The 25,022-nt window shown below is 59.3% G+C and carries 20 protein-coding genes and 3 pseudogenes; 9 read left to right on the plus strand and 14 right to left on the minus strand.

Annotated elements, in window-relative coordinates:
- Positions 1 to 347 precede the first annotated feature (347 nt).
- From ASD01_RS04250 to ASD01_RS04255, 3 genes are all read left to right on the plus strand, one after another.
- Complete coding sequence (locus ASD01_RS04250) at positions 348 to 689, plus strand: hypothetical protein (protein WP_029742644.1); 342 nt, start codon at positions 348 to 350, stop codon at positions 687 to 689.
- A 51-nt stretch (positions 690 to 740) separates the two neighbouring features.
- Entirely contained in the window at positions 741 to 863 is a 123-nt protein-coding gene (locus ASD01_RS37200) for a hypothetical protein (protein ID WP_029742645.1), read from the plus strand.
- Positions 864 to 1,028: 165 nt separating this feature from the next.
- The gene (locus ASD01_RS04255) at positions 1,029 to 2,807 is read left to right on the plus strand and encodes an SLC13 family permease (RefSeq protein ID WP_060520235.1); all 1,779 of its coding nucleotides are present in this window, start codon (positions 1,029 to 1,031) and stop codon (positions 2,805 to 2,807) included.
- A gap of 286 nt (positions 2,808 to 3,093) precedes the next feature.
- Here the strand turns inward: ASD01_RS04255 and ASD01_RS36460 are convergent.
- From ASD01_RS36460 to ASD01_RS04310, 12 genes and pseudogenes are all read right to left on the minus strand, one after another.
- Positions 3,094 to 3,265, minus strand: a pseudogene (locus ASD01_RS36460) (Na+/H+ antiporter NhaA); the annotation flags it as partial.
- Between the two features lie 153 nt (positions 3,266 to 3,418).
- Positions 3,419 to 3,580: a Thivi_2564 family membrane protein gene (locus ASD01_RS37360; protein WP_089046019.1), complete on the minus strand. Its 162-nt coding sequence runs from the start codon at positions 3,578 to 3,580 to the stop codon at positions 3,419 to 3,421.
- A gap of 407 nt (positions 3,581 to 3,987) precedes the next feature.
- Positions 3,988 to 5,766 carry a cation:proton antiporter domain-containing protein gene (locus ASD01_RS04265; RefSeq protein WP_060529276.1) on the minus strand — a complete coding sequence of 593 codons (1,779 nt, stop codon included), beginning with the start codon at positions 5,764 to 5,766 and terminating at the stop codon, positions 3,988 to 3,990.
- A gap of 178 nt (positions 5,767 to 5,944) precedes the next feature.
- On the minus strand, positions 5,945 to 6,454 hold the full coding sequence (locus ASD01_RS04270) for a PTS sugar transporter subunit IIA (protein WP_060529277.1): 510 nt from the start codon (positions 6,452 to 6,454) through the stop codon (positions 5,945 to 5,947).
- A 381-nt stretch (positions 6,455 to 6,835) separates the two neighbouring features.
- Positions 6,836 to 7,444 (minus strand): ferric reductase-like transmembrane domain-containing protein, encoded by a 609-nt coding sequence (locus ASD01_RS04275; protein ID WP_244495192.1) that lies wholly within the window; start codon positions 7,442 to 7,444, stop codon positions 6,836 to 6,838.
- Between the two features lie 10 nt (positions 7,445 to 7,454).
- Positions 7,455 to 7,943: a peptidase associated/transthyretin-like domain-containing protein gene (locus ASD01_RS04280; RefSeq protein WP_060529278.1), complete on the minus strand. Its 489-nt coding sequence runs from the start codon at positions 7,941 to 7,943 to the stop codon at positions 7,455 to 7,457.
- A gap of 123 nt (positions 7,944 to 8,066) precedes the next feature.
- Entirely contained in the window at positions 8,067 to 8,981 is a 915-nt protein-coding gene (locus ASD01_RS04285) for a DUF6929 family protein (RefSeq protein ID WP_060520240.1), read from the minus strand.
- Between the two features lie 132 nt (positions 8,982 to 9,113).
- Entirely contained in the window at positions 9,114 to 10,181 is a 1,068-nt protein-coding gene (locus tag ASD01_RS04290) for a DUF2218 domain-containing protein (protein WP_060520241.1), read from the minus strand.
- On the minus strand, positions 10,178 to 11,017 hold the full coding sequence (locus tag ASD01_RS04295; protein WP_060520242.1) for an ABC transporter ATP-binding protein: 840 nt from the start codon (positions 11,015 to 11,017) through the stop codon (positions 10,178 to 10,180). The genes ASD01_RS04290 and ASD01_RS04295 overlap by 4 nt, the downstream gene beginning before the upstream one ends.
- Complete coding sequence (locus ASD01_RS04300) at positions 11,014 to 12,054, minus strand: FecCD family ABC transporter permease (RefSeq protein WP_060520243.1); 1,041 nt, start codon at positions 12,052 to 12,054, stop codon at positions 11,014 to 11,016. Before ASD01_RS04300 ends, ASD01_RS04295 begins: the two co-directional genes overlap by 4 nt.
- Positions 12,051 to 13,097, minus strand: a complete 1,047-nt coding sequence (locus ASD01_RS04305; protein ID WP_060520244.1) for a FecCD family ABC transporter permease — start codon at positions 13,095 to 13,097, stop codon at positions 12,051 to 12,053. The genes ASD01_RS04300 and ASD01_RS04305 overlap by 4 nt, the downstream gene beginning before the upstream one ends.
- Positions 13,094 to 14,089: an iron-siderophore ABC transporter substrate-binding protein gene (locus ASD01_RS04310; RefSeq protein ID WP_060520245.1), complete on the minus strand. Its 996-nt coding sequence runs from the start codon at positions 14,087 to 14,089 to the stop codon at positions 13,094 to 13,096. The genes ASD01_RS04305 and ASD01_RS04310 overlap by 4 nt, the downstream gene beginning before the upstream one ends.
- Positions 14,090 to 14,393: 304 nt before the next feature.
- On the opposite strand from ASD01_RS04310, the pseudogene ASD01_RS04315 reads away from it, so the two are divergent.
- Positions 14,394 to 16,534: pseudogene (locus ASD01_RS04315) on the plus strand (TonB-dependent siderophore receptor).
- A 39-nt stretch (positions 16,535 to 16,573) separates the two neighbouring features.
- Here the strand turns inward: ASD01_RS04315 and ASD01_RS04320 are convergent.
- The gene (locus ASD01_RS04320; RefSeq protein WP_060529281.1) at positions 16,574 to 17,473 is read right to left on the minus strand and encodes a helix-turn-helix domain-containing protein; all 900 of its coding nucleotides are present in this window, start codon (positions 17,471 to 17,473) and stop codon (positions 16,574 to 16,576) included.
- Positions 17,474 to 18,474: 1,001 nt separating this feature from the next.
- Here ASD01_RS04320 and ASD01_RS04325 point away from each other — a divergent pair.
- Entirely contained in the window at positions 18,475 to 19,758 is a 1,284-nt protein-coding gene (locus ASD01_RS04325; protein WP_082572850.1) for a GGDEF domain-containing protein, read from the plus strand.
- A 240-nt stretch (positions 19,759 to 19,998) separates the two neighbouring features.
- Complete coding sequence (locus ASD01_RS04330; protein WP_127890887.1) at positions 19,999 to 20,256, plus strand: hypothetical protein; 258 nt, start codon at positions 19,999 to 20,001, stop codon at positions 20,254 to 20,256.
- Between the two features lie 78 nt (positions 20,257 to 20,334).
- Here the strand turns inward: ASD01_RS04330 and ASD01_RS04335 are convergent.
- A pseudogene (locus ASD01_RS04335) lies at positions 20,335 to 21,189 on the minus strand (alpha-hydroxy acid oxidase); the annotation flags it as partial.
- 662 nt (positions 21,190 to 21,851) lie between these two features.
- On the opposite strand from ASD01_RS04335, the gene ASD01_RS04340 reads away from it, so the two are divergent.
- From ASD01_RS04340 to ASD01_RS04350, 3 genes are read left to right on the plus strand one after another with little or no spacing between them, the layout of a single operon-like run.
- Positions 21,852 to 22,571, plus strand: a complete 720-nt coding sequence (locus ASD01_RS04340) for an IclR family transcriptional regulator (protein ID WP_029742651.1) — start codon at positions 21,852 to 21,854, stop codon at positions 22,569 to 22,571.
- Positions 22,572 to 24,308: a hypothetical protein gene (locus tag ASD01_RS04345; protein ID WP_060610091.1), complete on the plus strand. Its 1,737-nt coding sequence runs from the start codon at positions 22,572 to 22,574 to the stop codon at positions 24,306 to 24,308.
- Positions 24,305 to 25,021, plus strand: a complete 717-nt coding sequence (locus tag ASD01_RS04350) for a hypothetical protein (protein ID WP_034802081.1) — start codon at positions 24,305 to 24,307, stop codon at positions 25,019 to 25,021. The genes ASD01_RS04345 and ASD01_RS04350 overlap by 4 nt, the downstream gene beginning before the upstream one ends.
- Position 25,022 lies beyond the last annotated feature (1 nt).

The raw sequence follows: 25,022 nt of genomic DNA on the forward strand, positions 1-25,022 counted from the left end.
CGATAAGTTTGGTAAAGCAAAAAGCCAATCTTGCGCCAAAAGCAATCAAAACTCTCTATGCCTTGAATACGTCTTTACTTTGTTTGCTAATTGCTAATCTGTTTTATCGAAAAATACGTCCAGACTCTATAAATATACGAGCACTGATAAATCGAGATGCGGTCGTTTTCGGCTCAAATTTATGCACGATAATTATTTGAAACGTACTTTTTAATGAACAATTGAATTGGTTGTTTACATTAAATCTTTTAAAGCGCACTGTAGTAAATCTGGATTGCCATTGGCTCCTGGTCGGAGCGCGGGCCCGCAACGATCCCGATAATCACCTGATTAAAGGGAATTAATCCATGACCTTCGGACAAATCCTTGAACATGCAAAACCCTACGCCATTGGTTTGGTGGTCGGGCTTTTCTTCAGCCCAATCATCGGCTTCAATGCGGGATGGCTCACCACTACGACTGCCAGCAATCTGGCGGCAGAAACGGCCAGAGTGGACGCCTTTGCCGGCATCTGTTCAGACACCGCTGGACGAATGGCTACTGCCACCAGCACGGATCTCGCAACGCTTCAGGGCTACGCCAATCGTGCGAAGCGTGACGAACTCGTAGCGAGCATTATGGCCAACATCCAAGTTCCAGCTGACGTCGTCAGCAAGGTCAGCACGAGTTGCAGTCGCGCACTATCGTGAAGCGCGGTAACGCGGCTCGTTGGGAATCTCGACGAAACATAGGAGATCGTTATGAAAAACCTCATTCCCGCCCGCTTCTCTACGTACGACTTCACGCGCCTGTTGGTATCGCTTGCGTTTACGCTGGCGATTGCAGTGATTGTCTATTCGGTCCTCTTCGGAAGCATCCTGTAGTCGCCTGATCATGCGTGCATCCGGGCTACGAGGCTGGAAAACGTCCTGGATGGACGTTCGGGGTGCCGCGCCTTTGAAAAAAAGCTGGTAAGCAATCCAGACATTAGCTCTTTCAGGCGAGTAAAATGGGCCCGGCATTGGGAAGAGTTGGTCGGGACTTTATCCATGACACAGGCTCAGGCTTTCGCCTTCGCCATTCTGATCGGCCTGATGGTCGCTTTCATTTGGGGACGGCTCCGCTACGACCTCATTGCGGTTCTCGCGTTGCTTGCCGCAGTTTTCACCGGGATAGTGCCCCACAAGGCAGCGTTTTCCGGCTTCGGCGACGACATTGTCATCATTGTAGCCAGCGCGCTGGTCGTCAGCGCCGCGATTGAGCGAAGTGGCGTGATAGAGGCACTCCTCCATCGGGCGGCGCCAAGCGTGACCTCTGTCCAGGGTCAGGTTGTCATTCTCGTGACGACTGTCTCGGTACTCTCCATCTTCATCAAGAACATCGGCGCTTTGGCGATGATGATCCCAGTCGCATTCCAGATGGCGCGCCGGTCGAAAGCCTCCCCGTCGTCTTTTCTCATGCCTATGGCGTTCGCTTCCTTGCTTGGCGGTCTCACGACTCTCATCGGAACATCGCCAAACATCGTCGTCTCCCGGATGCGCGAGGAACTGACGGGCCGCCCTTTCAACATGTTCGATTTCACCCCCGTCGGCATAGGGCTTGCCGCAGCGGGCGTGATCTTTCTGGCGTTTGGTTACCGGCTGCTTCCAAAGGAGCGCAAGGCGGCCGCGACAATGGAGAAGGCGCTGAACATTAACGACTACATGACAGAGGCCCGCATCACTGCGACTTCGTCCGTCATCGGCAAGTCGATCCGTCACCTGTCGATCTTGTTGGACGAGGAGGTTCTGGTCACTGGCCTCATTCGCAATCGGGTCGAACCGCTGATGCCCCTGCCGGAGGTCATTCTCCATCAAGGCGATATCGTTCTGTTGGAAGGAGACCCTCAGGCGCTCGAACGGGGCATCAGTCGTGCGCGTTTGGAACTTGAGGGGCACGACCGCCCGACGGAAGCAAAGGGAGCCGATGAGGAGATTGCCGGAATTGAAGCAGTGATCGGCCCGAAATCAGTCTTGATCGGGCAAACCGCCAAACGTTTGGCGCTGCATGATCGCTTCAATATCAATCTACTCGCGGTAAGCCGAAGCAGCGAACGATTCACTGATCGATTGCGCGACATCGTGTTAAGACCAGGCGACGTTCTCGTTTTGAAGGGCGATCTCGTGCTTCTCCCGACCAGGTTGATGGAACTCGGACTTCTTCCGTTGGTCGGACGCGAAATCCGCTTGGGGAACCCCCGAAAAGGCCTGATGCCGGTGGTGGTCCTGGCTGGTGCCATGATGCTAACGGCATTCGGCCTGCTGCCCGTCTCCACGGCCTTCTTTACGGCTGCCGTGCTGACGGTAATGCTCGGTTCACTTTCGCTTCGGGAAGCTTACGAGGCTGTCGATTGGCCCATACTGATAATGTTGGGCGCTCTCATTCCGGTCAGCGAGTCGATCCGTGTGACCGGTGGTGCCGACCTAATCGCCGGCGGCCTCGCTCAACTTGCTGCCACGTTGCCTCCCTATGGGGCCCTTGCAATGATCATGGTGGTCGCAATGGCCGCAACACCGTTCCTGAACAATGCAGCCACCGTTCTCGTCGTCGCGCCGATCGCTGTCACCCTTGCTCAGCGCCTTGGCTACAATCCGGACGCCTTTTTGATGGCAGTCGCGGTGGGGGCGGCTTGTGATTTTCTTACGCCTGTTGGGCACCAGTGCAACACCTTGGTGTTGGGACCCGGCGGTTATCGTTTCAGCGACTATTGGAAGTTGGGGCTGCCGCTCTCGTTCATTGTGGTCGTGCTGGGCGTGCCTCTGATCCTGTGGTTTTGGCCGCCCCTTTAGCGCAAGCGTTGTTTCAATTCCATTTTCAGGTTCACCGTGGTGGCATCTAAGGTCTGCCGGTGGCACGGGAGACGAGCACCTCAGACGCGGAATTATTATTCCGCTTTTCAAGTTAAGCCGAATGTATGCGGTCTTACTCCCGCACTCGAGGGGTGGCTGTTCGAACATCGCGTAGACGGGGTGCTACTATGCCCGGCCGCGTCTCTCGCGAGTTGAGGGCAGGCAATCGCCGACCCAGACAATAGAACGCGGAGCGGCGCCGATGGAGCGAGCTACGACAACTGCCAGGAGATATCAGCCAGTTCAGCGCCAGGATACCCAGGGCTGCAGAGATGACGGAAGCGCTGAGAATGCCGAGCTTGACGGAATCAGAAGCTCGGCAGGAACGGAGCCATGGTGAAGCCGAACCCGGCGAGGAGGCTTCCGGCAGCCAACAGTGTCCATAATAGCTCGTCTGGACAGGCCCCAAAAACGCAGTTTCACGGCGCGGGCGGCAACCTTCACAATAGAGTCTCGATAACACCGGCTTCAATTTCGTTGCAAAGGCGGGCAGTGAGCAACTCCTGGCCGAACCGTCGTCTGGATCGAGTAATGGCAAGCTAGTGCAATGATCAGAATACGTCCAGAGAGCTGAGCAATAGAATTATGCCGACGACTACAACAACGATCTGGGCCATCTGCTTCATCGTCGAGTCAATCGGAAGTTTTTGCACAAGATACAGCACCAAGGGGATGATAAGGGCCGTGACCAGGACGCTAATTATGATGGACATGCCCAGGTTTCCTTCGAAGGAACCGCCTGCCGGCAGCGCCACACCGATCATGCGCCGATAAAAAGAGAACGTCAGCGATGCTCTTAGTATCTAGGCCCACAGTCTAAATAGTCTTACGTAGATTGATATCGGCATAGGAAGCACATGGTTTCAACGCACTCGAAACTTTCGAGCGGCAGAAACCCGAACCTTAACCTTATTGATGCCACGTAAGCTACAATCGCGAAGGTTTGTTTTCGCTAGCAGCTTTAATATAGATCGATGATCGAAAAGGGGTCAAGTAATACCAAATTGATACACGCCGCCTGACGATAAGCCGACTTCGACAATTCTTATCCCTACGTGTGAGATACCGCTCTTCCATGGCAGCCCCGGAACATTTCCCCGTGCTTTGGAGTGATTTCGTATCACGTCAATTTTCGCGGTCGGATCGCATGCCGTTCCCTGCCAGAACTGTCCTCTGGCTGTAGCATCCTGCGAAACTCATCCCGACGTTCATGAATGGAGGCTATCACTGGCCCCATGGGAATGCCGATGCCAACGAGCACCGCCTGCGACAACTGGAGGCTGGCTTCGATGGTTTCTGGCACCGCATCTGTCACTTTGAGCTCGTATAATTCAGTTGCGTGCACCGCATCTCGTGCGCGCGCGACAATAGTGAGATCCGCCCGCTCGGATCTTGCAGAAGAGACGATAGACGCCACTGCCTCGGCATCGTCCAAGGTCACAACAAGCGCGCGAGCACTCTGGATTCCGCAGCGTCGAAGCAACTCGGTTCGGGTGGCGTCGCCATAATAGATCGTGGTGCCGCGCCCTCGCTCCTTGCCGACAAGCACGGGATCGGCGTCGACCGCCAGGAACTTCAACCCATGTCGCGTGAGCATCTCAGCGACCAGTTGCCCGACACGTCCATATCCAACCACGATCACACGCTCCAAGCCGTCGTCATGCTCAGGCGTTAATCCTGCAAACGAAGGATCGACCGCACCGGCAGGTGCCCGGTCGCGGTCTAGCAGTCGCACCAGCAAGGGAACGCCGATCATCGTTAAGGTTGCCGCAACCGTGGCAGTGGCGGCAACGGCACCAGGGACCACATTGCCGGCCACAGCAGCACCGATAAGGATCAATGCGAACTCGCCACCAGGTCCCAATACAAGCGCGACCTCGCCGGCATTGCGGGTCGTTAGTCCTGATAGGCGCGCGATGGGAAAAAGGGTGAGAGCCTTTGTGGCAAAAAGGCCGATGGCGACGCCAAGGGTGACGACAGGGTTGGCAATGATCTCGGATAGATCCAGGCGAGCTCCCACGGAGACGAAGAAAAGCCCAAGCAAAAGCCCCTGGAACGGTTGGATGGTAACCTCGACCTGACGACGATACTCGGTTTCAGCGAGCAAGAGACCCGCAACGAAAGCACCCAGCGCCATCGACTGACCACTGAGGGCTGTGATTAGACCGGAGCCAACTACGACCAACAGGCATGCAGCGACGAACAATTCGTTACTTTTTGTCGTTGCGACCAGCTTGAACAAAGGGCGCAGAATGAGGCGACCGAGGCCCGCCATCGCGAAAAGCGCTACAACGGCTGGCGCCAGAGCATACAACAGGCCGGCACCGAGCCCCGTCCCCCCACGTGTGCCCAAAATCGTCACCATGAACAAAAGAGGCGCCACCGCGAGATCCTGGAAGAGCAGTACGGCGAAACTGGCCCGTCCAACCGTCGTGTTCAGCAGTCTGCGCTCAACAAGCGACGGTATGATGATCGCCGTCGACGACATGGCGAGCGCACTGCCCAGCACCACCGCTGAAGCCGGTGTCTGGCCCAGCAAGCCCGCAATCGCCGCGAGGATGCCTGTCGCGGTGAGAACCTGCAAGCCACCCAATCCGAAGACGAGTTTGCGCATGAGCAGAAGACGGCTCCACGACAGCTCGAGCGCGATCATAAAAAGCAGGAACGCCACGCCGAACTCCGCAAGATGCGCGATCTGCCCAGCGTCAGTGATAGAGATTGCCGAGAGCCACGGCCAATCTCCAACGAGCGCTCCAAGACCGAAGGGACCAAGCAGGATGCCGGCTGCGAGAAAACCAAAAACCGGGCTCACTTTCAATCGCCCAAACAGTGGTACAATGACGCCGGCCGTCGTCAGAAAAAGCAGAAGCTCTTTGTAATTTTCTGGTCCTGGTGTCATCGATAGCTCACACCCCTTGGCTCAGAGTGACGGGCTCATACAAGCCGACTTGCATCTCTTTCCTCCACTGAAGGATCCTACTCTCATTTTCAGAGGGATGTCCCCAGTGTGGTATCCAAGACTGGCGCTGCGACAGCTCCGTGCCCAGACGAATGGTTTCGTGACGTTAGCAGGTCATCTACCGCACGAGCGGGCCGTATGAGGCCGTAACAGAGCTTTGTGCATTTAGAGCAGCTTTAGAAGCGCTCGCCGAAATCACGATTAAGGCCTCTGCTTCAGATCGTACCCCTCGTAGGGCGGCCAACAGCTTCCTTGAGCGAAAGACACGACAAAGCTTGGAGAGGAATTGCAAGAAGCCGTCATGTTGGCCGTGGGGCCATATCACCGCGAGCAATATATCGACTGGTTCGTCGTCAGGTGCGTTGAACTCGATCGGTTCGCGCAGGGTAACAAGAACTTTGGTCGGAGCTACCAAACCCGGAATAAACGCGTGCGGCAAGGCAAAGCCTTGCCCGAAACCCGTGGAACCAAGAGCTTCCCGTTCAAGCAGGCCATCTAAAATGACATCGGGTGGGACGCGCGTGCGCTGCGCCAGGTGAGATGAAATAGCTTGGAGAGCCGCCCGCCCGCCCCTCGCCGGCACGCCGAGCATCAAGTCATCTTCAAAGCGGAGGTCTTTACCATTCATCTTTTCTTCACCGCTTCTCTCTTGCCGGGCAAAGATCGGGCTGGTTTCATTCCCTATGGCCCAAAATTGAACTGGTGCCTCGTCCCTCCGATTTCAAGCTATGGCGCTGCATTCGATCGGGAACCAGCAAACCAGAACACACTAGCACACCGCGGCCGACACTTCGGTTGGTCGGTCGGCATCAGGTGTTTATTCGTCCCCCAGCGCTCAACGCCATTGCAATGGCCGCCATTTCAACCCGCAGCTTGTCCATGCGCCGCGGCAAGCCTTCCAACACAAAGTCGCACTCGCTTGCCACGACAGCAATCGTCCGCGATAAGCGCGCTTCCCAAGTCCGACGACACGAGCATTCGATCCTACGACGTCCCGGGTTCCAGACGCTCATTTCTTGCCGAGAGCATGCCGTTTTGCGCGCCGCCCGGAGGCTGCCACCGCGGCCAAGGTTGCGGCAATCGCCAGAGCGCAAAGCACGGCCTTCGATGTCGTCTCCATCGTGCCCTCGACCAAGAGAGCGTGGACGGCGCCGCCAAAAACGACGACGCTGACGAGGCTCTTATGACCCACCCGCCAGACATGCGCCGAGAAGCGACGCCGGAGCGCAGCGAGCAATGCGGCGGCGAAAAGTGCCCACATGGCGCCGACACCGAAGACAGAAAACGGTGTCGGCGAGCGCAACAGCAGCGCGTCAACTATATCGGGTGGACTAGTGATCCACAGGCCCACGACGTGAACGACAACCGCCGCGATCAGGATGACGCCCACCGCGCGGTGGGCCCGCTGTCCGCGCAGCAAGTGGAGGCCGGGAAGCCAGCCGCCCGCGAGCAGCGGCTGCACCAGCGCGAGGCAGAGCGCCACCACGCCGGCAAAGCTGGCCGCGATATAGACCGGGTCGCGCGAGGCCAGATATTCGCTCGTCGCGGCAAAAGTCATCGGCATGATGATCGCAAACGCCAGGCCGGTCCAGATCAGCAGAGCGCGGGCCAAGTGCAACAAAGCGAGCTCAGGCCGGCTGCAAGACGAAATGTGCCTCGAGGCTGGTGTCCTTCGGACTAGATAGCAAAGGCCGAAGAAAAACGGTCTCGTACTCGCCGCTGTCATAGGTGAGGTGCGCATGTGCCTGGCCGAGCGCCGGCACGATCTGCGGCATTTCAAGCCGGAACGCGCCGTTGGCGTCGGTCAGCGTCGCGCCGTGACTGTGCCAGTCGCGTTCGCTGCCTTCGGTGGTATGCGCCCAAATTTGGATGCGCTGGCCCGCCAGAGGGGCGCCGTCGCCGGCCCGGCGCACCGTGCCCGACATCCAGAAGCCGCCGCCCCCGATGCGCTCGACGATCGGAGCACCGGGCATGTAGTTGTTGGCTCCCCCGCGCATCGAGGGGGTCGCGGCAAGCCCCGCGGCACGGGCAGGCAACTTGAGGCTTGCAAGCCCTGCCACAGCAAAGGCAGCGCCAGCGGCAAGCAAGGTTCGGCGCTCGAAACGGATGCCAGACATTCCGATCTCCTTCCCGAATTCGATGATGAACGGAGTGGAAACTTAGCGCCTTTTCGGTCGCCGACCAATCGAGGCGGCGAACAAATGAGGGCACGGTTTCGTGATGGCGAGAGCGTCAGCCAACTAGCGGGCGATCTGTGTTGAAAACAGGCTCGCAGGGATTTCGGGGTTGTCAGCATCCGTCACAAGAAGAAGTTCCACAGCCCCGTCGCCCTCGGTGGCATGTATGCCCTCTATCTTGTGCGGGTATTCGAGTAGATCAAAGGCAACAAGGATGCCTCGTTCGTCGACAATTCCAATGCCCGCACCAAGGCACGGACCGTCAAGATAGGCATTCTCCGTATTCTCAGCCACGGCACTGAAGACCATGTCTCCATTGGACAAGGCTGCCGCATCCGTAAAACCGAAGGGCGTTCCCTGGATGGCGCCCAGATCGAAGCGATCGACCGCTGAGGGCCCCAGCGGATCAACTTGATCGTTCGAAAGCGCGTTGAGCACCGCACGCAGCGGGTAGCGAGCGATGGCATTGTCATTGCGGCGCTTGTTGCCGCGCTGAAGCAAGAGAAGTTCTTCACCGACAACCACTGCGCCTTCGATGTTGAGCTCGCCAAATTCCCCCGCGAGCGGATCGAGAATGAATGAGAGATCAACGTTTTTGGGAGGTGTGGAGATGGCGCCCTGCGCATCGAGACCGAGCAGAACGCCTTTTTTACGATTGGGCCGCGATCCAGAACCGATCGCAAAGAGCGCCCCATACGAAAGGTCGCAGAAAGGCGGGAGAAAGGTCAGCGCTTCCAAATCAGGCTTGCGTTTCTTGCGGTCGCCCTTCGTCTCGGGCAGTTCGCCGTCAAACAGACGGATCAAGCGACCTCGACCTGAGCCAGCAACCGGAAACACTCCAAGGTGAAGTTCGTCGTCCGCGATCACATAAAGCGCCGTACCCAGGCATTGCAGCCCGCTTGCAGCACTTAGGTGCAAGGAACGGGAAGCCGAGCCCACATCGATGTCGAGATCGCGCACCTTCTCAAGCTTGATCACGGCCGATAGCTCCTTCGAAACGACCTTGCGTGTCTGTTCTCAAGCTGCAGGCGGCGCCTAGTGGAGTGGTTCCGTTACCAGTCGCGCCGGAGATCCTTCGCCCGCGGAAAGAACAGGGTCCCCATCAGTACGTCATGCGTTGTTCACATCGCGTTCCCAGTACCAGGCAACATACATCATCCTGCGATCATGTTTCCGCGCTTTGAGAAATGTCTTGATCGTTCGTACATCCGTCTTTTCGCAGGCAACCCAGACAAACGTCTCGTCGTTGGCCCCCTCAATTGCTGCTTTCGCCTCGGACACGAGAACATCGGCGGCGCCGTTCGGGTAGCTCGCCCGGTGCAACCATTGCACATTGAGCACGCCATCGGTTTGAAGCGGCTGCTCTTCCGCCTTGTCCTCAACCTCGATGATAGCACGCAAGTTGGTTCCAGGAGGAGCCTCCGCCGCAATCCTCGCTATAGCTGGCAGCGCGCTCTCGTCCCCGATCAGCAAATTCGACCGCGCCTCCGGCAGTCCGCCTGCGCCCGGGCCAAGCAGGGCGGCGACATCACCAGGTCTTGCGTCGCGGGCAAAATCCGCACCTGGTGTCGATACGCCGGGAGCTGGGTGTTGCAGGAAATCGATCCACAACTCGCCCCGATCGCAATCGACGGCGCGGATGGTATAGACCCGGACAAGCAGCGCGTTCTCACCCTCCGGCCAAGCGATACGGCCGTCTTCCCGGAAGCCGGGCCAGACCGGCGGTTTGCCCTTCGGCGGCACCAACAGGCGGACGTGCATGTCGCCATGCACGAAAGGCGTCACATTGGTGCAGGAAAAAATCACGCGACGCATATGCGGCGTGACATCGTGTGCGGAAACGACGGTCACCTCGTGGAGGTTCGGAAGCGCCGACAGAGAAGTTGGCTCCGACCAGGTCAATTCGAACGGCTGGTCTTCGGCAAAATAGAAAAGATGTTCCGCCAGGATCGTGCGGCTCATGTGCAGCGTTTCGCGCGTCGGGCAGTCGAGCTCGATCTGCAGCTGTGCGTTTTCAATCCTGATGCGGGCGACGCCGAGCTTGCTTCGCAATACCACAAGGTCGTCTTTCCGTTCGACCTCGGCATGCTCGACAAAATGCTCACAGATCTCCTCGAGCATGTCGGCCGGACTGACGGGGACGGCTATACCGGACAGCTTGAAATTAGCCGCGTTCATGCGCTCTCCTTTTGTGATGCATCACCCATGCCGCCGATGGCGGACATCCGGTGTCGCCCGATCGGTAGCATGATCGGCCGCCCTGAAGTCGGGTCACTGATGACGCGGTTTTCGAGCCCGAAAACCTGCCGTACGGTCTCTTCTGTGAGCACATCTTCCGGCGTGCCCGAAACATGCACACGCCCACCAGCGATCGCCACGAGATGGTCGGCATAGCGGGCAGCAAGGTTGAGATCGTGCAGCACCATGACGACCGTCGTCCCACGTGTACCGTTGAGATCGGTCAGAAGATCGAGCACTTCGATCTGATGGTTGATGTCGAGAAAGGTCGTCGGTTCATCGAGTAGCAGGATGTCGGTCTGCTGTGCGAGGGCCATCGCAATCCAGACGCGCTGCCTCTGGCCGCCTGAGAGCTCGTCGATCGGCCGTTCGGCAAGATCAATTGTCTTTGTTACCGCAAGTGCACTGTCGACCGCCTCGTCGTCCCGTCGCGTCCATCGAGAAAACAGGCTTTGATGCGGATGCCGTCCCCTGCTGACGAGGTCGGCCACGGTGATACCCTCCGGGGCGATCGGCGATTGCGGCAGAAGTCCCAGCGTGCGGGCGAGCTCGCGCGACGGCGTCCGGTGGATGGACTTGCCGTCAAGCAGAACCTGGCCTTCGCTGGGCGCGATCAATCGCGAGAGCGTGCGAAGAAATGTGGACTTGCCACAGGCATTGGCGCCAACGATCACCGTGATCTTACCCGGGGGAATGGCGAGGTCGAGCTCGCGCAGGATTTCGGTGTTGTCGTAGCCGGCCGTCAATCCGCTGGCGACGAGCAGATGATCGGTCATAATGACCCTCCGATCCGATTGATGCGAACGATGAGGTAAAGGAGGTAAGGCGCTCCAAGTGCTCCGGTTACGACCCCAACTGGGTAGCGGCCCGGCAGAAGGTGCTGACCGACATAGTCGGCCATAAGCACCAGAACGGCGCCCGTCAGCGCAGACGGTATCAGCAGCGAGCCGTCGTTTCGTACGATCCGGCCGGCGATCGGTCCCGACAGGAACGCGACGAAAGCAATGGGCCCCGTCGCGGCGGTCGCCGACGCGATCAGGCCGACCGCAGCTACAATCACCAGCATCCGCGTCCGAGACACCCTCGTTCCAAGGGCGGCCGCTATTTCGTCGCCAAGGCGCAGCGTCTCAAGATCGCGACCGCTAACGAGCAGTAGCCCGCCGAAGAAGAGGAGGGCGAGCAGGAGCGGCAGCGCCTGGCCGAGCTGAGCCCCGTTGACGCTGCCGGTCAGCCAACGCATCGCTTCCTGCAAGTTCCAGGCCGGTGCTGACTGCAAAATGTAGGCGATGACACTTTGAAGCATGGCGGAGACGCCAATACCGACGAGGATCAGCCGGGTACCGGCGACGCCGTGCTTGAAGGAAAGGCCGTAGACGAGCAGAGCAACCCCGAGGCCCGCGACAACGGCGATGACCGAGACCATCGGTCCGTTCACCGACAGGACGACAATGGCGAAAACGGCAGCCGCCCCCGCCCCGGAACTGATCCCAATGATATCCGGGCTAGCGAGCGGATTGCGTAACATGACCTGAAACGCAACGCCGCCCAGTCCGAAGCACAAGCCTGCAAGAACCGACATCACCGCGCGCGGCAACCTCAGTTGTCCCACCGTGAAGGATACGCCAGGAACCGCTTCCCCCATCAACACCCGCAAGACATCGCCCGGCGGTGTGATGGATTGCCCAACCGACAAGGTGACGGTGAAGATCGCTACGACCAGGGCCAGCAACACGGCAAGAATGAACGCATGCCTGCGCACGCGCTTGCGACGGTGTGCGATGACGACATCGGGGGTGGACGAGGAAGTTGTCACAGTTCCCTCACGCGCTGGCGCCGGACGATCCAGATGAAGAAAGGCGCACCGATCAGCGCGGTGACGATGCCGACGTCGATCTCCGAGGGGCGCGCGACGGTGCGCCCGACAACATCCGCAGCAAGCAAGAGGCACGCGCCTGCAAGCGCCGAAAAAGGCAGCAGCCATCGATGGTCGACGCCGATCAGCATGCGGCAGGCATGCGGCACGACCAGGCCGAGAAAGCCGATCGGCCCGCACACGGCGGTCGTGGCGCCACACAGAAGGATGGCGCCGATGGAGGCGACGGCGCGTGCGGTTGCAACGCTTTCACCAAGGCCGGTTGCAAGCTCGTCGCCGAGCGCAAGAGAGTTGAGTTTTCTGGCCGACAACAGGCTGATCAGGAAACCTGTGAACAGAAACGGCAAGACGGGAAGGATGCGCTCGTAAGTCGCACCACCGACACCACCAATCTGCCAGGAATGAACACCGCCCGCGATATCGCCACGGGGCAAAACGATGGCGATAAGCAAGGACGAGAACGCGATCGACGTTGCCGCACCCGCGAGCGCCATCTTGAGAGGTGTTGCGCCGCCCCTGCCGAGCGAACCTATGGTGTAGACGAAGATCGCGGCGGACCCGGCACCCAGGATCGCCACCCAGATATACGCATAGAGCGACGACATCCCGAACCACGCGACGCCGACGACGACAGCAAGAGACGCGCCCATGTTGACCCCGAGGATGCCAGGGTCGGCAAGCGGATTGCGGGTCACGCCTTGCATGATCGCTCCGGCCAGGCCGAGGGCACCGCCGGCCAACAGTGCCAGCAAGGTCCGAGGGATGCGCAAGGCGACTGATGCACGACCGATATTGTCTTGCGCTCCGGCCAGCGCCGCGAGGATATCTCCCCACCCGACATAGCGCGTACCGACCGTGACAGAGGCGACAAGCAAGAGGATGAGGAGCGCGAAAAGCGCTGCCAGCCAAAGACTTCGCATGCGGTTGGAACGGGAAACCGGCGACCAACGCCGGTCCGATATCTTGACGATCCCTGCCTTCATTTCGCCTTCTTGGCTGCCTCGCTCAGCAGCTTCACGTAGTCCTTCAGGACCCAACTGATCGACAGAGGCGTGGGATTGGCGGCATTGCCGACCGCGTTGTTGCCGAGCATCACGATCGAATCTCGTGCAACGGCAGGCATGTGCAGCATCAGCGCGTTGGCTTTCAAAGCATCGAATAGCATTCCGTCGCCGTAGGTCACGAGAATATCGACATCGTCGAAGGCATCGATCTCTTCGGCGCTCACCGAACCTGAGAACTTACCAGGCTGCGACGCCTGCACCACGCTTTTCGGCGACGCGAGCCCAAGATCTGCGAAGAACCGGACGCGCGTATCGTTGGTCGTGTAAAAATTGACGGTGCTGAGGTCCCAGGAGCTCAGATGCGTGATGAACATCGCCGTTTTGCCCTTGAGTTCCGGATGACCGCCAAGCGTTTGGGCAATGTCTGCTTCAATGCTGGCGATCAGCGCTTGCCCTTCAGCAGCCATGCCGAGCCCCGCGCTGTTTAACCGGATCGTCTCGCGCCAGTCGGTTGACCAGGGAGCCTCCGGATAAGCGATGACAGGTGCAATCTGGCTCAAGGTGTCATAGTCCGCCTGGCTAAGACCGGAATAGGCCGCCAAGATCACGTCCGGTCGCGTGGCGGCGACCGCCTCGAAATCGATGCCATCGCCCTCATCGAAAAGCACCGGTTTTTCAGCCTTGAGCTCGTCCAGCCGTGCGGCCACCCATGGCAGAATGCCATCACCGTCATCGTCACCGAAGTTGGCCCGCGCCATGCCGACCGGAACGATGCCAAGAGCCAGCGGTACTTCGTGGTTCGCCCAGGCAACGGTTGCGACCCGCTCCGGCTTCTTTTCCAGGACGGTCGTGCCGAAGGCGTGCTTAATCGTGATGGGATAAGTCGCGCTCTCGGCAGCGAACGCAAGGTCGTGCCTGCCGGGCCAGCAAAGGGCGATCATCGCCAACACGGCGAAACGAACTAGCTTCATCGCCCCACTCCATCCGATATTAAAAGTTGACCCCAAGTCTCAGCTTAATTACCCGACGTCAACGTCAAAGCAGCCGATCTTCTGAAAGTGCGCGGAGATTCCCGGAGGATCGTACAAAACCAGGGAAATATACAATACTGGACAAAAGCGCTCCAGTTAATAGCGGCAATGTGGGACAACGACTTCAAGACGGGGACGTCCGGCGCGGCTTCGATGCGCAGCGGACGGGAAGACGCGATGCAGTTCGGCGACCTCCAACGGCATTCATGGGGCCAATCGCTTCCGCGTTTAGGTAAATTGGAAAATGGACATGGATATTCAGATAAGCCGCAGCCCGAAGCAGGCGCCGATCCGCTACCGCAACGCGCTTCTCCTTGGTTGCACGACACTCTTTGCCTTGGCGCCTGCCCTGTCGTTTGCACAGGAGGCAGACACGCAAGGCGGTGCAACGACGCTGGAGAAGATTGTCGCCGAAGTAACGAGGGGCGGCAGCGTGCTGAACACCGATGGCGATTCGAAATCGATCGTCGCCACGGAAACCACCGGCGTCGGCAAGATGCCGACCGATATCCTTGTCGCGCCCGCCTCGGTTTCCGTCATTACCTCAAAGGAAATTGAAGAGCGCGGCGCGGACACGGTCGAGCAGGTCGTGCAGTATACGGCCGGCGTGGTGACCGACTTTTATGGTTCTGACGACCGCTTCGACTATTTCGACATTCGCGGTTTCACGCCGTACACTTATCGCGACGGCCTGGCCATCGGCAGAACTTTTGCCGGGGTTCGGGAAGAACCCTACGCGTTCGAACGCATCGAGGTGTTGAAAGGCGCGAGTTCCTCGAGCTTCGGAGCGGCGGAGCCGGGCGGATCGGTCAACTATGTCACGAAGACACCGAAGAGCGATCGTTTCGGTGAGGTCTACGGCACGGGCGGCTCGTTCGCGCATAAGGAACTGGGTTTCGATTTCGGTGACAACCTCACCGCGGACGACACACTGTCCTATCGCCTGACCGGCAAGTTCCAGCGCTCGGATGCTGAGTACGACTATTCGCAGGATGACGAGAACTTCATCATGGGTGGCCTGACCTGGCGCCCCACCGACGCCACAGCCTGACATTTGTCTTCGATCATCTCGACAAGGATGGCGTGCCCGGCAGCGGCGGCCATCCGCTCGGTACCGATTTCGACAGGGACATGTTTTTCGGCGAGCCGGACTATTATTTCACCGAAACGAACCGCAACACCTATAGTGTCCTCTTCGACCACGATTTCGGCAATGGCCTCAGTTTCAGCTCGAATGCGCGCTACAGCAACCTGAACGACGGGTTCGGCAGCGCCTATATCGGCAGCACACCGACGAACGGGTCGACCGTGGCCGGCCGCTATTTGTTCGGAAACGACAAATCGACCGAACAATTCGTCATCGACGCACACCTCATGTACGAGGCAGGTTTCGACAATGTCGAGAGCCGCACTCTATTCGGCGCCGACTACAACAAGTACTCTGCGGACAGCGCCAATTTCTATACGCCCGCACCGTCGATCGATTGGGAAAACCCTGTTTATTCAGGTGGACCTGGCGCGATGTCCCCCTATGCCAAGACCAACAACGACCAGCAGACCAACGCCATCTATCTTCAGCAGGACTTGACCTTCTTCGACAAGCTGACGGTCAGCGTCGGCTTGCGCAACGATTGGCTAGATCTCAGCGAGACAAACCTGCTTGCAGGAACCACACGGAGTGGCAACCATAGCGAATTCACAACGCGCGTTGGTGCGAGCTACAAGATCACCGAGGAGCTAGCCCCCTATATCAGCTACGCCGAGTCGGCGGCACCGCCCGCTGTGGGCAGCGATCCGACAACGGGAAAACAGTATGAGGTTGGCATCAAGTATCGCCCGGACGCATTTCCGGCCTTGTTCACCGCATCCGTCTACGATCTGACGAAGGGAAACATCACCGTCTTCGACCAGGTCACCTATCTGCCGCAAACGGTCGACAAGGTCCGACATCGCGGTTTCGAACTCGAAGCCAAGGCGGAGGTGACAGACAACATCAGCGTGATTGCCGCCTATAGCTACATCGATTCCAAGATCGAAGAACCCGGCGGCGCCAATGACGGCAACCGGCTGATGCGCGTTCCCAAAAACATCGCTTCGGTGTGGGGTACCTACACGCTGGAAGGCGAAGGTGCGCGCGGCGACATGATGTTCGGGCTCGGGGCTCGCTTTACGGACGCCTACTACACCAACATCACCAACACGACGTCATCGGACAGCGCAGTCGTGTTCGACGCGGCCTTCACCTACAAGGTCCAGGAAAACACGACATTCCAGCTGAACGTCAACAATGTGTTCGACGAGAAACACGTGGCGAGCAAGGACACCGGTGCGGTGTACTACAATCCGGGACGCAGCATACTCGCGACGCTGCGCCAGACTTGGTAGACATGGGTCATCCCGCCCGCGATATGCCGGGCGGGATCCTCACGATTGCCGGAATTGCCGCATCCGCCGCCAAGCCGCCGGCGTTTCGCCAACGATCTGGCGGAAGACTTTCGTCAGATGTGCCTGATCGGAAAAGCCGAGCTGGGCGGCGATGCTGGCGACCGGAAGATCACTTTCACCGAGCAGTTGCTTCGATAACTCGATACGCTTTGAAAGCTGCCACTGCCATGGAGTGGTACCGGTTGTTTGCTTGAAGACATTTGCAAACCAGCTTTCCGATAGACCGACGACGGCAGCCATATCGGCGACCGACATGCGATAGTCACCAAGCGCATCGACATGCGAGACGAGCCGGTTCATCTGCGCCTGCGTCAGCCTGCCGTCGGCCCTTTCCTCACGATTGGCCGGAATATCCAGAAGCCCGGCGACGATGCTTCCTATCAGGCTTTCGGCATAGACTTCATGCTTGGAGGGGGTCCTGATCTCGTCGGCCAGCAGTTTCGCCAGAGCGTCGATCGCAGCCACGTTTTGAAGCTCGACCGGGCGGCGCAACGCCGACTGCGCTACAGAACTCCCGACCGATGGAGCCAAATAGCGCAACACCCGATCCTTATGGAGATGCAGGTTGAGGTGGGAGAAGCTGTGCGCCCTCCGGCTGCCCGTCCACAAGGGGATACCGGCCGGAACATATACGGCGCGCGCCATGGGGCGCGAATTCCTCGTCAGATCGTTGTCCAGATTCGAGATGCGAACGTTCGGCGAGACGTCGTTGAAGAAGAACATGATACGCGGATCGTCCGCGAGGTAATAGCCGCTGGCACCGACCTGGCTTTCCGCCTCCCAGAGAACGCTGACCATCCCATCATACTGGCGCCATTGGACTGGTGCCGTGACCCGGATGCCTTCTGTTCTCCAGGACATTGAATGCCAGAAGCCCATTTTTCGATCAGCTCTTCCTCTTCAGGTGTCAGATGCCTTGACGGTCAGGGAAATGCACTGTTGCTGACACCGTCACCTCAGATTGTAAGTTGACGCTAATTGTCATATTTACCTGGGTGTGGCAAGCCGACCTTCCCACGCTCGTCTAATGTCCGAACAGGAGTCCACCCCGTCGGGGGACCCGCGAGTTTCGCCGCCGAAAGCTCGCCTCATGCGCTGATGCTCATCGACATAGAGCGTCGTCAATTCGGAAAGTTCGCTCGTCAGTCCTACCCGGGTGCCGGCAATGGTCCGCAGCGCGGACACGTTTTCGCCACACTTTCCGCGGCCGGCAAGATAACCTTCGCAGGACAGTCAAGAATTATCTTGCTATGCGACAGTTACGGCAAACGCAAAGCGGGATGAAAAGCGCATGTCAGCCTCCATCGATCATTTAAAACGTAGGCCGAAAACCCCTCTCCACAAGGGCACTAAAGTGCGCAACAGTCATCGTGGGACGCAAGCAAGCTTCGTCGCCGGGATGGCACGCCGGTCGCGAACTCTAAACCTTTTGCGAAGACTTCAGACCCATCGTTGAAGACGCGTCACCCTCTCATACTGACAACCCGAAGTTGGGAAGGCGATCTGGCGCCGTTCGACCTCTTGAGACGAACACATTTTCCACCAGAGCGAAACTTCCTGGGGGCGCATCTCACGATGTTCCGCCGGCTACCGGGACAGCAAATAAATCAGATTATTGAGCAGCTTGGACGGGTCGCTGAAAGCACAGGCGTTATTGTGTGCGATCGGATTGAAACGCGCCTATCCTCCCAATGCCTGGGAGATAGCTGCCCAATCCATGCAGGCCGATAGAACTCAAGTCGACCGACGTGCGCCGATCTGAGACACCGCCATGCGGGATGAGCGCATCGACACAGGTCGTTAAGCCAGATCGGTAAGGTCGCGCGCAGGCCGACAGCTCGTTCTTGCCATCGACACGACCGCCCCTACATTGCCAAATCATGGACACGCATCGAGCATCAGGCGTTTCACCAGCAAGCGGTGTTTCAACACAAACAGGCCCTCAGCGATTGGCGCCCACGGTTGTCAACGAAATCGACCGCCTGCTTGCCGGACGAACGCGCGACATCCGTCTGAACGCGGAGCTTTCCCGCCTCTTCCGGATGCGGTCGTGGCCACAAACGTCGAAGATCATTCGCGCCTGGATGGTTTGGGTGGTCATTCTCGATGTTCTGACACTGGCTGTAAACGCGGCCTTGCTGCCGTCTGAAGCCGTCATGAAGATGCTTCTTCCAGCATCGATCCTGCCACCTGCAGCCATCGTTACGGCGATCGTTTTCATGAAGCCGCGCGGGCTAAAGATGGAGGCCTTAGCGCTCCACCTTGGCATATTCTTCATTCTGCTTTCAGTCGCACTGGTCGGCGTCACAACGGGCGGTGAATACTACGAACGACATCTGACGATCATGCTCTTTGTCGCCGTGACCGCGATCATCATATTCCCGGTTCCGCTCGAGTGGTCGATGGCGATCGCCGCCTTCGCGCTAGGCCTCTATCTCGTCTTTCAAGTCCAAAACCCGGATATCGCCGCCGAGAATGCGCTGGCGGGCGCCCTCTTTTTCGCAAGCGGCGTGATTGCGACCGTCGTCGCGCGCCGGACGGCAGGCATCCTGGCGCACAAGACTTTCCTGCTTGAACTGCGCGATCGGTCTCGCCTTGCCGATTTAACGGACGCAAATTCGCGGCTCGAGCTACTTGCACGAACCGACCCCCTCACCGGCATCGCAAATCGGCGCTGGATGGTGGAAACGCTCAATCGTGTGTGGAGCAGCGGCGTCGCGCAGACTAAAGGTGCGGCGATACTCATGTGCGATATCGACCACTTCAAGCAGCTCAACGACAGCCTCGGGCACTCGGAAGGCGACCGGTGTCTGGTCAAGGTCGCAGGCATCATCCAGAGCAGCATGCGCGACGAACGCGATCAGGTCGCGCGTTATGGCGGCGAAGAATTCCTGGTCCTCCTGCAGGACGCCAATGAGGAGGATAGCGTGTCGGTGGCCGAACGTATTCGACGGCGCGTCGAGGCTGCGTCCTTGCCGAACCCCAGATCGACCGTCGGCGCCTATGTCACGGTCAGCATTGGACTGGCGGTCCTGAAAGACGGCCATGAGGTGGGCTCATTTGAAGCCCTGCAAGGGCAAGCGGACGAAGCCTTGTACGCAGCCAAGAAAAATGGACGCAACCAAGTGACCCTTCACGTGCCACCCCAATCTGCCCCTGCCTGAGCTTTCGGGTATCGCGCTCGGCGCGGGCTGCTTTCGCCGGAAGAGCCCAGCACTAAATCTTTCGCCTTGAAGCGGGTTGAACCGCCGACACCTGCTTATTTTTTGCGCTGTGCTATTGGTGCAGCACTGAAAAACGGTCGAACCGGTCCCCGCTGATTGGTCCACGTGCTTGGATTGACGTTGCTATCGGCAATTTTGTGGAGGACAATGACGGATCCTGGATCTGAGAGGCGACAGCCATTGGACTTCGAGAAAATCGGCCGAGCACGCCTCATGATACGGCTGCCACGACACCGCAAACAGCTCTCAGAATTGCGATTTCTGGCATTGAGCACTCTGATCGAAGCCTACGGCCTAGCTGTAGTCACTCGCAATGAGTTGAGCGAGCATGCCATGTCTGATGAACCGCTGAAGGCTGAATACACCGACAAATGCCAGGCGATCGAAGACGAGGTGGTGACGTTGCTCACTAATATAAGCCCTCGTTTCGTCAATTAACTCCAGCTGGGGCATTGGCTGCGTTGGGCAAGACCCCGACCGCCACCTACAGCGCTTACTGCAATCACGCGTTAACCGTCACGCGAGGCGCTCACGGCAAACGACAAAACAGCCATCGATGTCATCTATCGCCACGACTCCGAGGAGCGCCATGTCCTGATGGATTTCCGATTTTAGGATATCGATAGCTTTACGGATAGCTGGACTGCCGGCGACAACCGCCGCGTAGAGGAAAGGCCGCCCGACAAAAACGAAGCGTGCGCCCAACGCCAGTGCCTGATTATATCGGTGCCCCGCCGGAAGCCGCCGTCGACCATGACAGTGGTTTTGTTGCCGATCCGCGCAACGATCTCAGGAAGCGCGCTTAAGGGCGACATGGTGCCGTCGAGTTGACGCCCGCCGTGATTAGACACGATCAACCCATCCGCGCCCACGTCATGCACGCGCGAAGCGTCGGCTGGATGCAGAACACCTTTGACCACGAGTTTTCCCGGCCAACGCGCGCGAATACGCTCAAGGTGGTCCCAATTCAGGTGATCCCGCCGCCCGAATTCGCGCATTGATGTTCGACGAAATGATCGGCGCTCCACGGTCTGCGTAGGAGTTCTCAAAATGCGGGACGCCCTGCGTCACCAGAGTGCGTAGAAAGGTGCCGATCGTCCATCGCGGATGGGAAATGCCATGCCACGCCAAACGCAGGCTCGGGCGCAGGGGAGTAGAAAAGCCGGCGCGTACATTGTTCTCGCGATTTGCCAGTGTCGCTGTGTCGACCGTGAGGACCAGCGTCTGAAAACCGGCGCGTTGCACGCGGTCGACAAGTGCATCAATCCGATCGGGTTCTCCTGGAAGATATGCCTGGAACCACGAGCCCGGGGCGGCACCAGCGACGTCTTCGAGCCGTGTTAGCGACGATCCGCTCATGATCATGGGAATTCGACCCTTTTAAGCCTCCGCCCGTCGCGGAGGCTTAATCATCCATAGGGGGCCGACGTCCCTGACGAAGGTTTTGCGTCAGTCCCTATGGCCGATCCCTCGCCGAGCTTGCTTCTGTCCGCAGTTCGAGCTGGGCCGCTGCTCAATAGAACTGCTGAGGGGCCGTCGATCCCTTCTACTTTGCGGTGGATCCCTTTTCATCACGGAGCCGCTTTTGTGATCGCGTCAAAAGGCGCACCCCAAATGCCGCCGGCACCCGACACTCACGACCGATCATCGACGATTGACCTTGCCCCAATGTCCTAGCCAGTTTTGAGTTCGCTCCAGCGGAAGCCGGCGCAACCGGCCGCAGAAGTTTACCTGGTGGTTCGCGTGGCCTTTGCCTTGCCAATGTGGGTACCGGTCCAGATGTCTTTGAGAAGTGGTCCGCCGACAAGCCAGCCCCAATGCCCGGCCCAGCAACGAGCGGTGCATTGCGTGGGTTCGTCGAAGATGTTGCCACATTCAAACTGCTAGCGCCTGGTCAGCCGCGAGCGCGCTCGGGCGCAGATATTTTTCACCCAGCCACACGATTCCCAAGTTGACAGATATCAACATTTCGTCCAACATAAATATACAACGTCTTCTAATGTTGGACAATAGGAAGAAGGAAGAAATTTCGAATGGCAGTCCGCCCCCTTTCATCCGTGCTGAAGACACTTGCTGCATTCGACTGTGTCGCGGCCGCCGCGGAACCGATGCGGCTGGCCGAGGTCGCCAAGCAGCTCGGAGAAGCCCGAGGCGCTGCCCACCAGCGCCTCGTCACGCTGGTCGAAGCGGGCTGGATCGAGCAGACGCAGGACGGTCGCTACCGGCTGACACTGCGGGTCGTCAGTCACGCAGCGATGGCGTTGGAGCAGTCCAACCTCGGCGCGCGCTTTGCGGGGGTTCTCGAGGAAATGGTGACGCAGAGCGGTGAAACGGCTTCGCTTGCTGTCCTCGATGGCAAGGATGCGGTCATCGTTCGCCGGGTGGAATCGCGCGGTGTTCTTCGGGCCGACCTCAAGGTTGGTGCGCATCTGAGACTTGATCGCACGGCATTTGGCCGCGTCCTCGCTTCGCATGCACGCCCGGAAATCATCGAGCGCCTTCGGGTGCAGGGCGTGAGCCTGCCCGATGACGAGATGATGACGCTGGTTCGCCAGCAGGGATACGCAATTTCCGAAGTCGAGGGCCCGCGCACTGTCTCGGCTGTGGCCGCCCCGATCCTGGATGCGCAGGGCGAGTGCATTGGAGCACTGGCCCTTTCGGGCCCGTTCCAAGGTTTTGACACTGAAAAATGCGCTGGGATCGTCGTCGCGGCAGCGGCGGCGAGCTCTGGACGCATGCGAGGAGACCAATAAATGACTGCCCTTAGAAGTCCTGCTCCGGAATCGGACACCCACCGCATCGCGCGGCTAATGCGTTCAGCCGGAGAAATGATGGCGCCCGAACGCCTGGCCGCGATCCAGCCGTCGCGTGTCAGCGCATCGCGCGCATTGCTCAGCCAGGCAATCCGCGGTCGCTGGCAAATCCAGTGCAAGCGCTTCGAGATCGATGAGAAGGGCAACGGTGTCGCTGAATACCGCATCGATATTGGCGGATGGCGCTTCAGCTTTCCCGTCTATTCCTTTGAGCCCTCACCCCACGGCCGCACCGGCCGCATCATTGGCCGGGCCTGGGACATGATGGGCGCGCTGGTCGAAGGCGATATGAGCCGGGCCGATTTCGAGACGACGGGCGCTGAACTTCCCAAGCTCTATGAGGGACGCGCCACAGCCGGCACGCTCATTTGGTGCCGTTCCAACCGCAGCGGTCGCTTCTTCGAGAGTGCACGCCAGGCGCTTGCGTCAGGAAGGCAGCCGGACGTCGCTGAGCTGGCGCAGACCTGCTACCTCATGCGCAACACAGGTCTCGACGGCAACGGCACGTTTGGAACCAAGACATTCCTTGCCTTTGAAAAAGATCACCCCCTGCGCTGGTCGCTCGCCGCGCAAATGCTGTGCGCCTACATGATGCGCGTCTTTGCCCAGGACCTGCTGCAGCATCTTGTCCGCCTCGGCTCGCCGCAGGCACCCGACATGGCCAAGGATCTTCGCCGTTTCCTCGGCGTCGGCAACGGCTCGGCTCTCGGCCTGATGCTCTTCGTCAACAACCACCCGCGGCTGATCGAACGCTGGCTCTTTATTCGCGAAGAGGCCATTGCGCGAGCCAAGGCGGTTCTTCCCGACGCAGAAGGTTCTGAGATTGCCAAGCTGCTTGCCCTCGTCGACAAGGCGATCACTTTCCGCAGCCAGGACCGCGCGGCCTACGAGAACTTCACGCGCTCCGATGTGCTTGCTGAAGAGCTGCAAACCATCCGGCGCGCTGTCGCCGACCTTCTGCAACGCTGGCAGGCGGGCAACCGCTTCGAGGCAGAGCCCTTCGCAGAGCTTGCGGCCTCGCTTGAGGGCCGCGTGCACGCGGAGGCGATGGAAACCCTTCATTCGCTGCTGATCGAACTCGTGCCCGATGAAGCCGACGCCCTGGTCGGGGGCCTGGTCATCGATGAGGAATTGACGGGGCGCCCGGAGATGCCGGTCCACCGGCTGCGCGACCTGGTTCGCAATGACTATGCATGGGCGTTCAATCTTAATCTCGAGGTGCCCGCCGGCGAGCGCTACGTCTGGTACAAGTCAGTGACCGCGGAAGAACCGCGTCGCGGCCTTGCAACGGAGGTCGGTCACGATGTCGTCAATCTCGGCCTCGACCTGCCACGTCTCGTGGTGGCGCTGGACCGCGACCTTTCTGCGGTTGACCCCAACCTCAGCACGGCGCGCTTCCTGTTCGCCCATCCGCAGCACCGCGCCATCGTCACCCGCGTCCAGGCGCTTGCCGGCACCAGCCTGCATTCGCCGCACGCCGACATCATGAGCGGCTCGTTTACGCCAGCCCATATCACCCGCCTTCTCAATGTCGGCATTCACGGCATCGACAAGACACGCGACTTCCTCGACCGCAACCTGCGCGGCGTCCTGTTTCATGGCGCGCCTCTTCCCGAAGACATTGCTTCTGGAAACGCCGACGCGCTGTGGTTTTATCCTGCGGAGCCAAGCCTGTGAGCACCTGCCAGTCCAACCTTTCGAACTCGATGACTGTGAGCCTGCGCGAGATGCGCATGGTGTTCGAGCGTCTCCTCCAGGTCACGCGCATCGAAAGCGGCCTCGTCCCGGCCCTTAGGGATTGTGCCGTCTACTCTGCGGCCCTCGGTCTTGGCGGCTTTTCGCGTCTGACCGCAACGCTCGAGACGATCAGCAAGGCCACCCCAAAGGCCCTGTCACTCGACGTATCGGGCGACCCCGTCATCGACTGTGGCGGCCAGCATGCCTGGCTCGCCGCCGATGCCGCGCTCGAGCTCGCGGTCGAAAACATGAAGACAGGCGGCAGCGGCGTTGTCACCGTGCGTAACGCCAAAGACATCGGCGAACTCAAAGTCATCGAGGCACTCGCGCAGCGCTTCAGCCTGAAGGCAACAGTCGCCGTCGACGTCGACCGCGCGGCTATCGCCGTCACACAAGCGCCTGATCCCGATGAAATCGCCCTTCTCGACAAGATCCGCCGCAATGGCGTTGCCGTGGACGCAGCGACTTGGTGGGAACTCTACCATCGCTCGGCGGAAGCCCTCGCGCCCGACAGCTATCTTTCGCGTCGCCATGCCGGCCCGATCATCGTCGAGGCCGACGGCAAGGTCATCGGCCGCCAGGACGAAGACGAGACCGATTTTTCCCTGCTTCTGGCCGACGCGCCCAAGAGCGCTGCTTCCGGCAAACACTGAA

The organism is Ensifer sp. Root423, from assembly GCF_001426275.1.
Lineage (GTDB): Bacteria > Pseudomonadota > Alphaproteobacteria > Rhizobiales > Rhizobiaceae > Ensifer > Ensifer adhaerens.

Coding starts and splice junctions, on each gene's coding strand:
- ASD01_RS04270 (WP_060529277.1), bottom strand. CDS start 6,454: ATGAATGGTAAAGACCTCCGCTTTGAAGATGACTTGATGCTCGGCGTG.
- ASD01_RS04305 (WP_060520244.1), bottom strand. CDS start 13,097: ATGAAGGCAGGGATCGTCAAGATATCGGACCGGCGTTGGTCGCCGGTT.
- ASD01_RS04255 (WP_060520235.1), top strand. CDS start 1,029: ATGACACAGGCTCAGGCTTTCGCCTTCGCCATTCTGATCGGCCTGATG.
- ASD01_RS04295 (WP_060520242.1), bottom strand. CDS start 11,017: ATGACCGATCATCTGCTCGTCGCCAGCGGATTGACGGCCGGCTACGAC.
- ASD01_RS37360 (WP_089046019.1), bottom strand. CDS start 3,580: ATGTCCATCATAATTAGCGTCCTGGTCACGGCCCTTATCATCCCCTTG.
- ASD01_RS04320 (WP_060529281.1), bottom strand. CDS start 17,473: ATGGGCTTCTGGCATTCAATGTCCTGGAGAACAGAAGGCATCCGGGTC.
- ASD01_RS04325 (WP_082572850.1), top strand. CDS start 18,475: ATGGACACGCATCGAGCATCAGGCGTTTCACCAGCAAGCGGTGTTTCA.
- ASD01_RS04265 (WP_060529276.1), bottom strand. CDS start 5,766: ATGACACCAGGACCAGAAAATTACAAAGAGCTTCTGCTTTTTCTGACG.
- ASD01_RS04345 (WP_060610091.1), top strand. CDS start 22,572: ATGACTGCCCTTAGAAGTCCTGCTCCGGAATCGGACACCCACCGCATC.
- ASD01_RS37200 (WP_029742645.1), top strand. CDS start 741: ATGAAAAACCTCATTCCCGCCCGCTTCTCTACGTACGACTTCACGCGC.
- ASD01_RS04250 (WP_029742644.1), top strand. CDS start 348: ATGACCTTCGGACAAATCCTTGAACATGCAAAACCCTACGCCATTGGT.
- ASD01_RS04290 (WP_060520241.1), bottom strand. CDS start 10,181: ATGAACGCGGCTAATTTCAAGCTGTCCGGTATAGCCGTCCCCGTCAGT.
- ASD01_RS04280 (WP_060529278.1), bottom strand. CDS start 7,943: ATGTCTGGCATCCGTTTCGAGCGCCGAACCTTGCTTGCCGCTGGCGCT.
- ASD01_RS04310 (WP_060520245.1), bottom strand. CDS start 14,089: ATGAAGCTAGTTCGTTTCGCCGTGTTGGCGATGATCGCCCTTTGCTGG.
- ASD01_RS04340 (WP_029742651.1), top strand. CDS start 21,852: ATGGCAGTCCGCCCCCTTTCATCCGTGCTGAAGACACTTGCTGCATTC.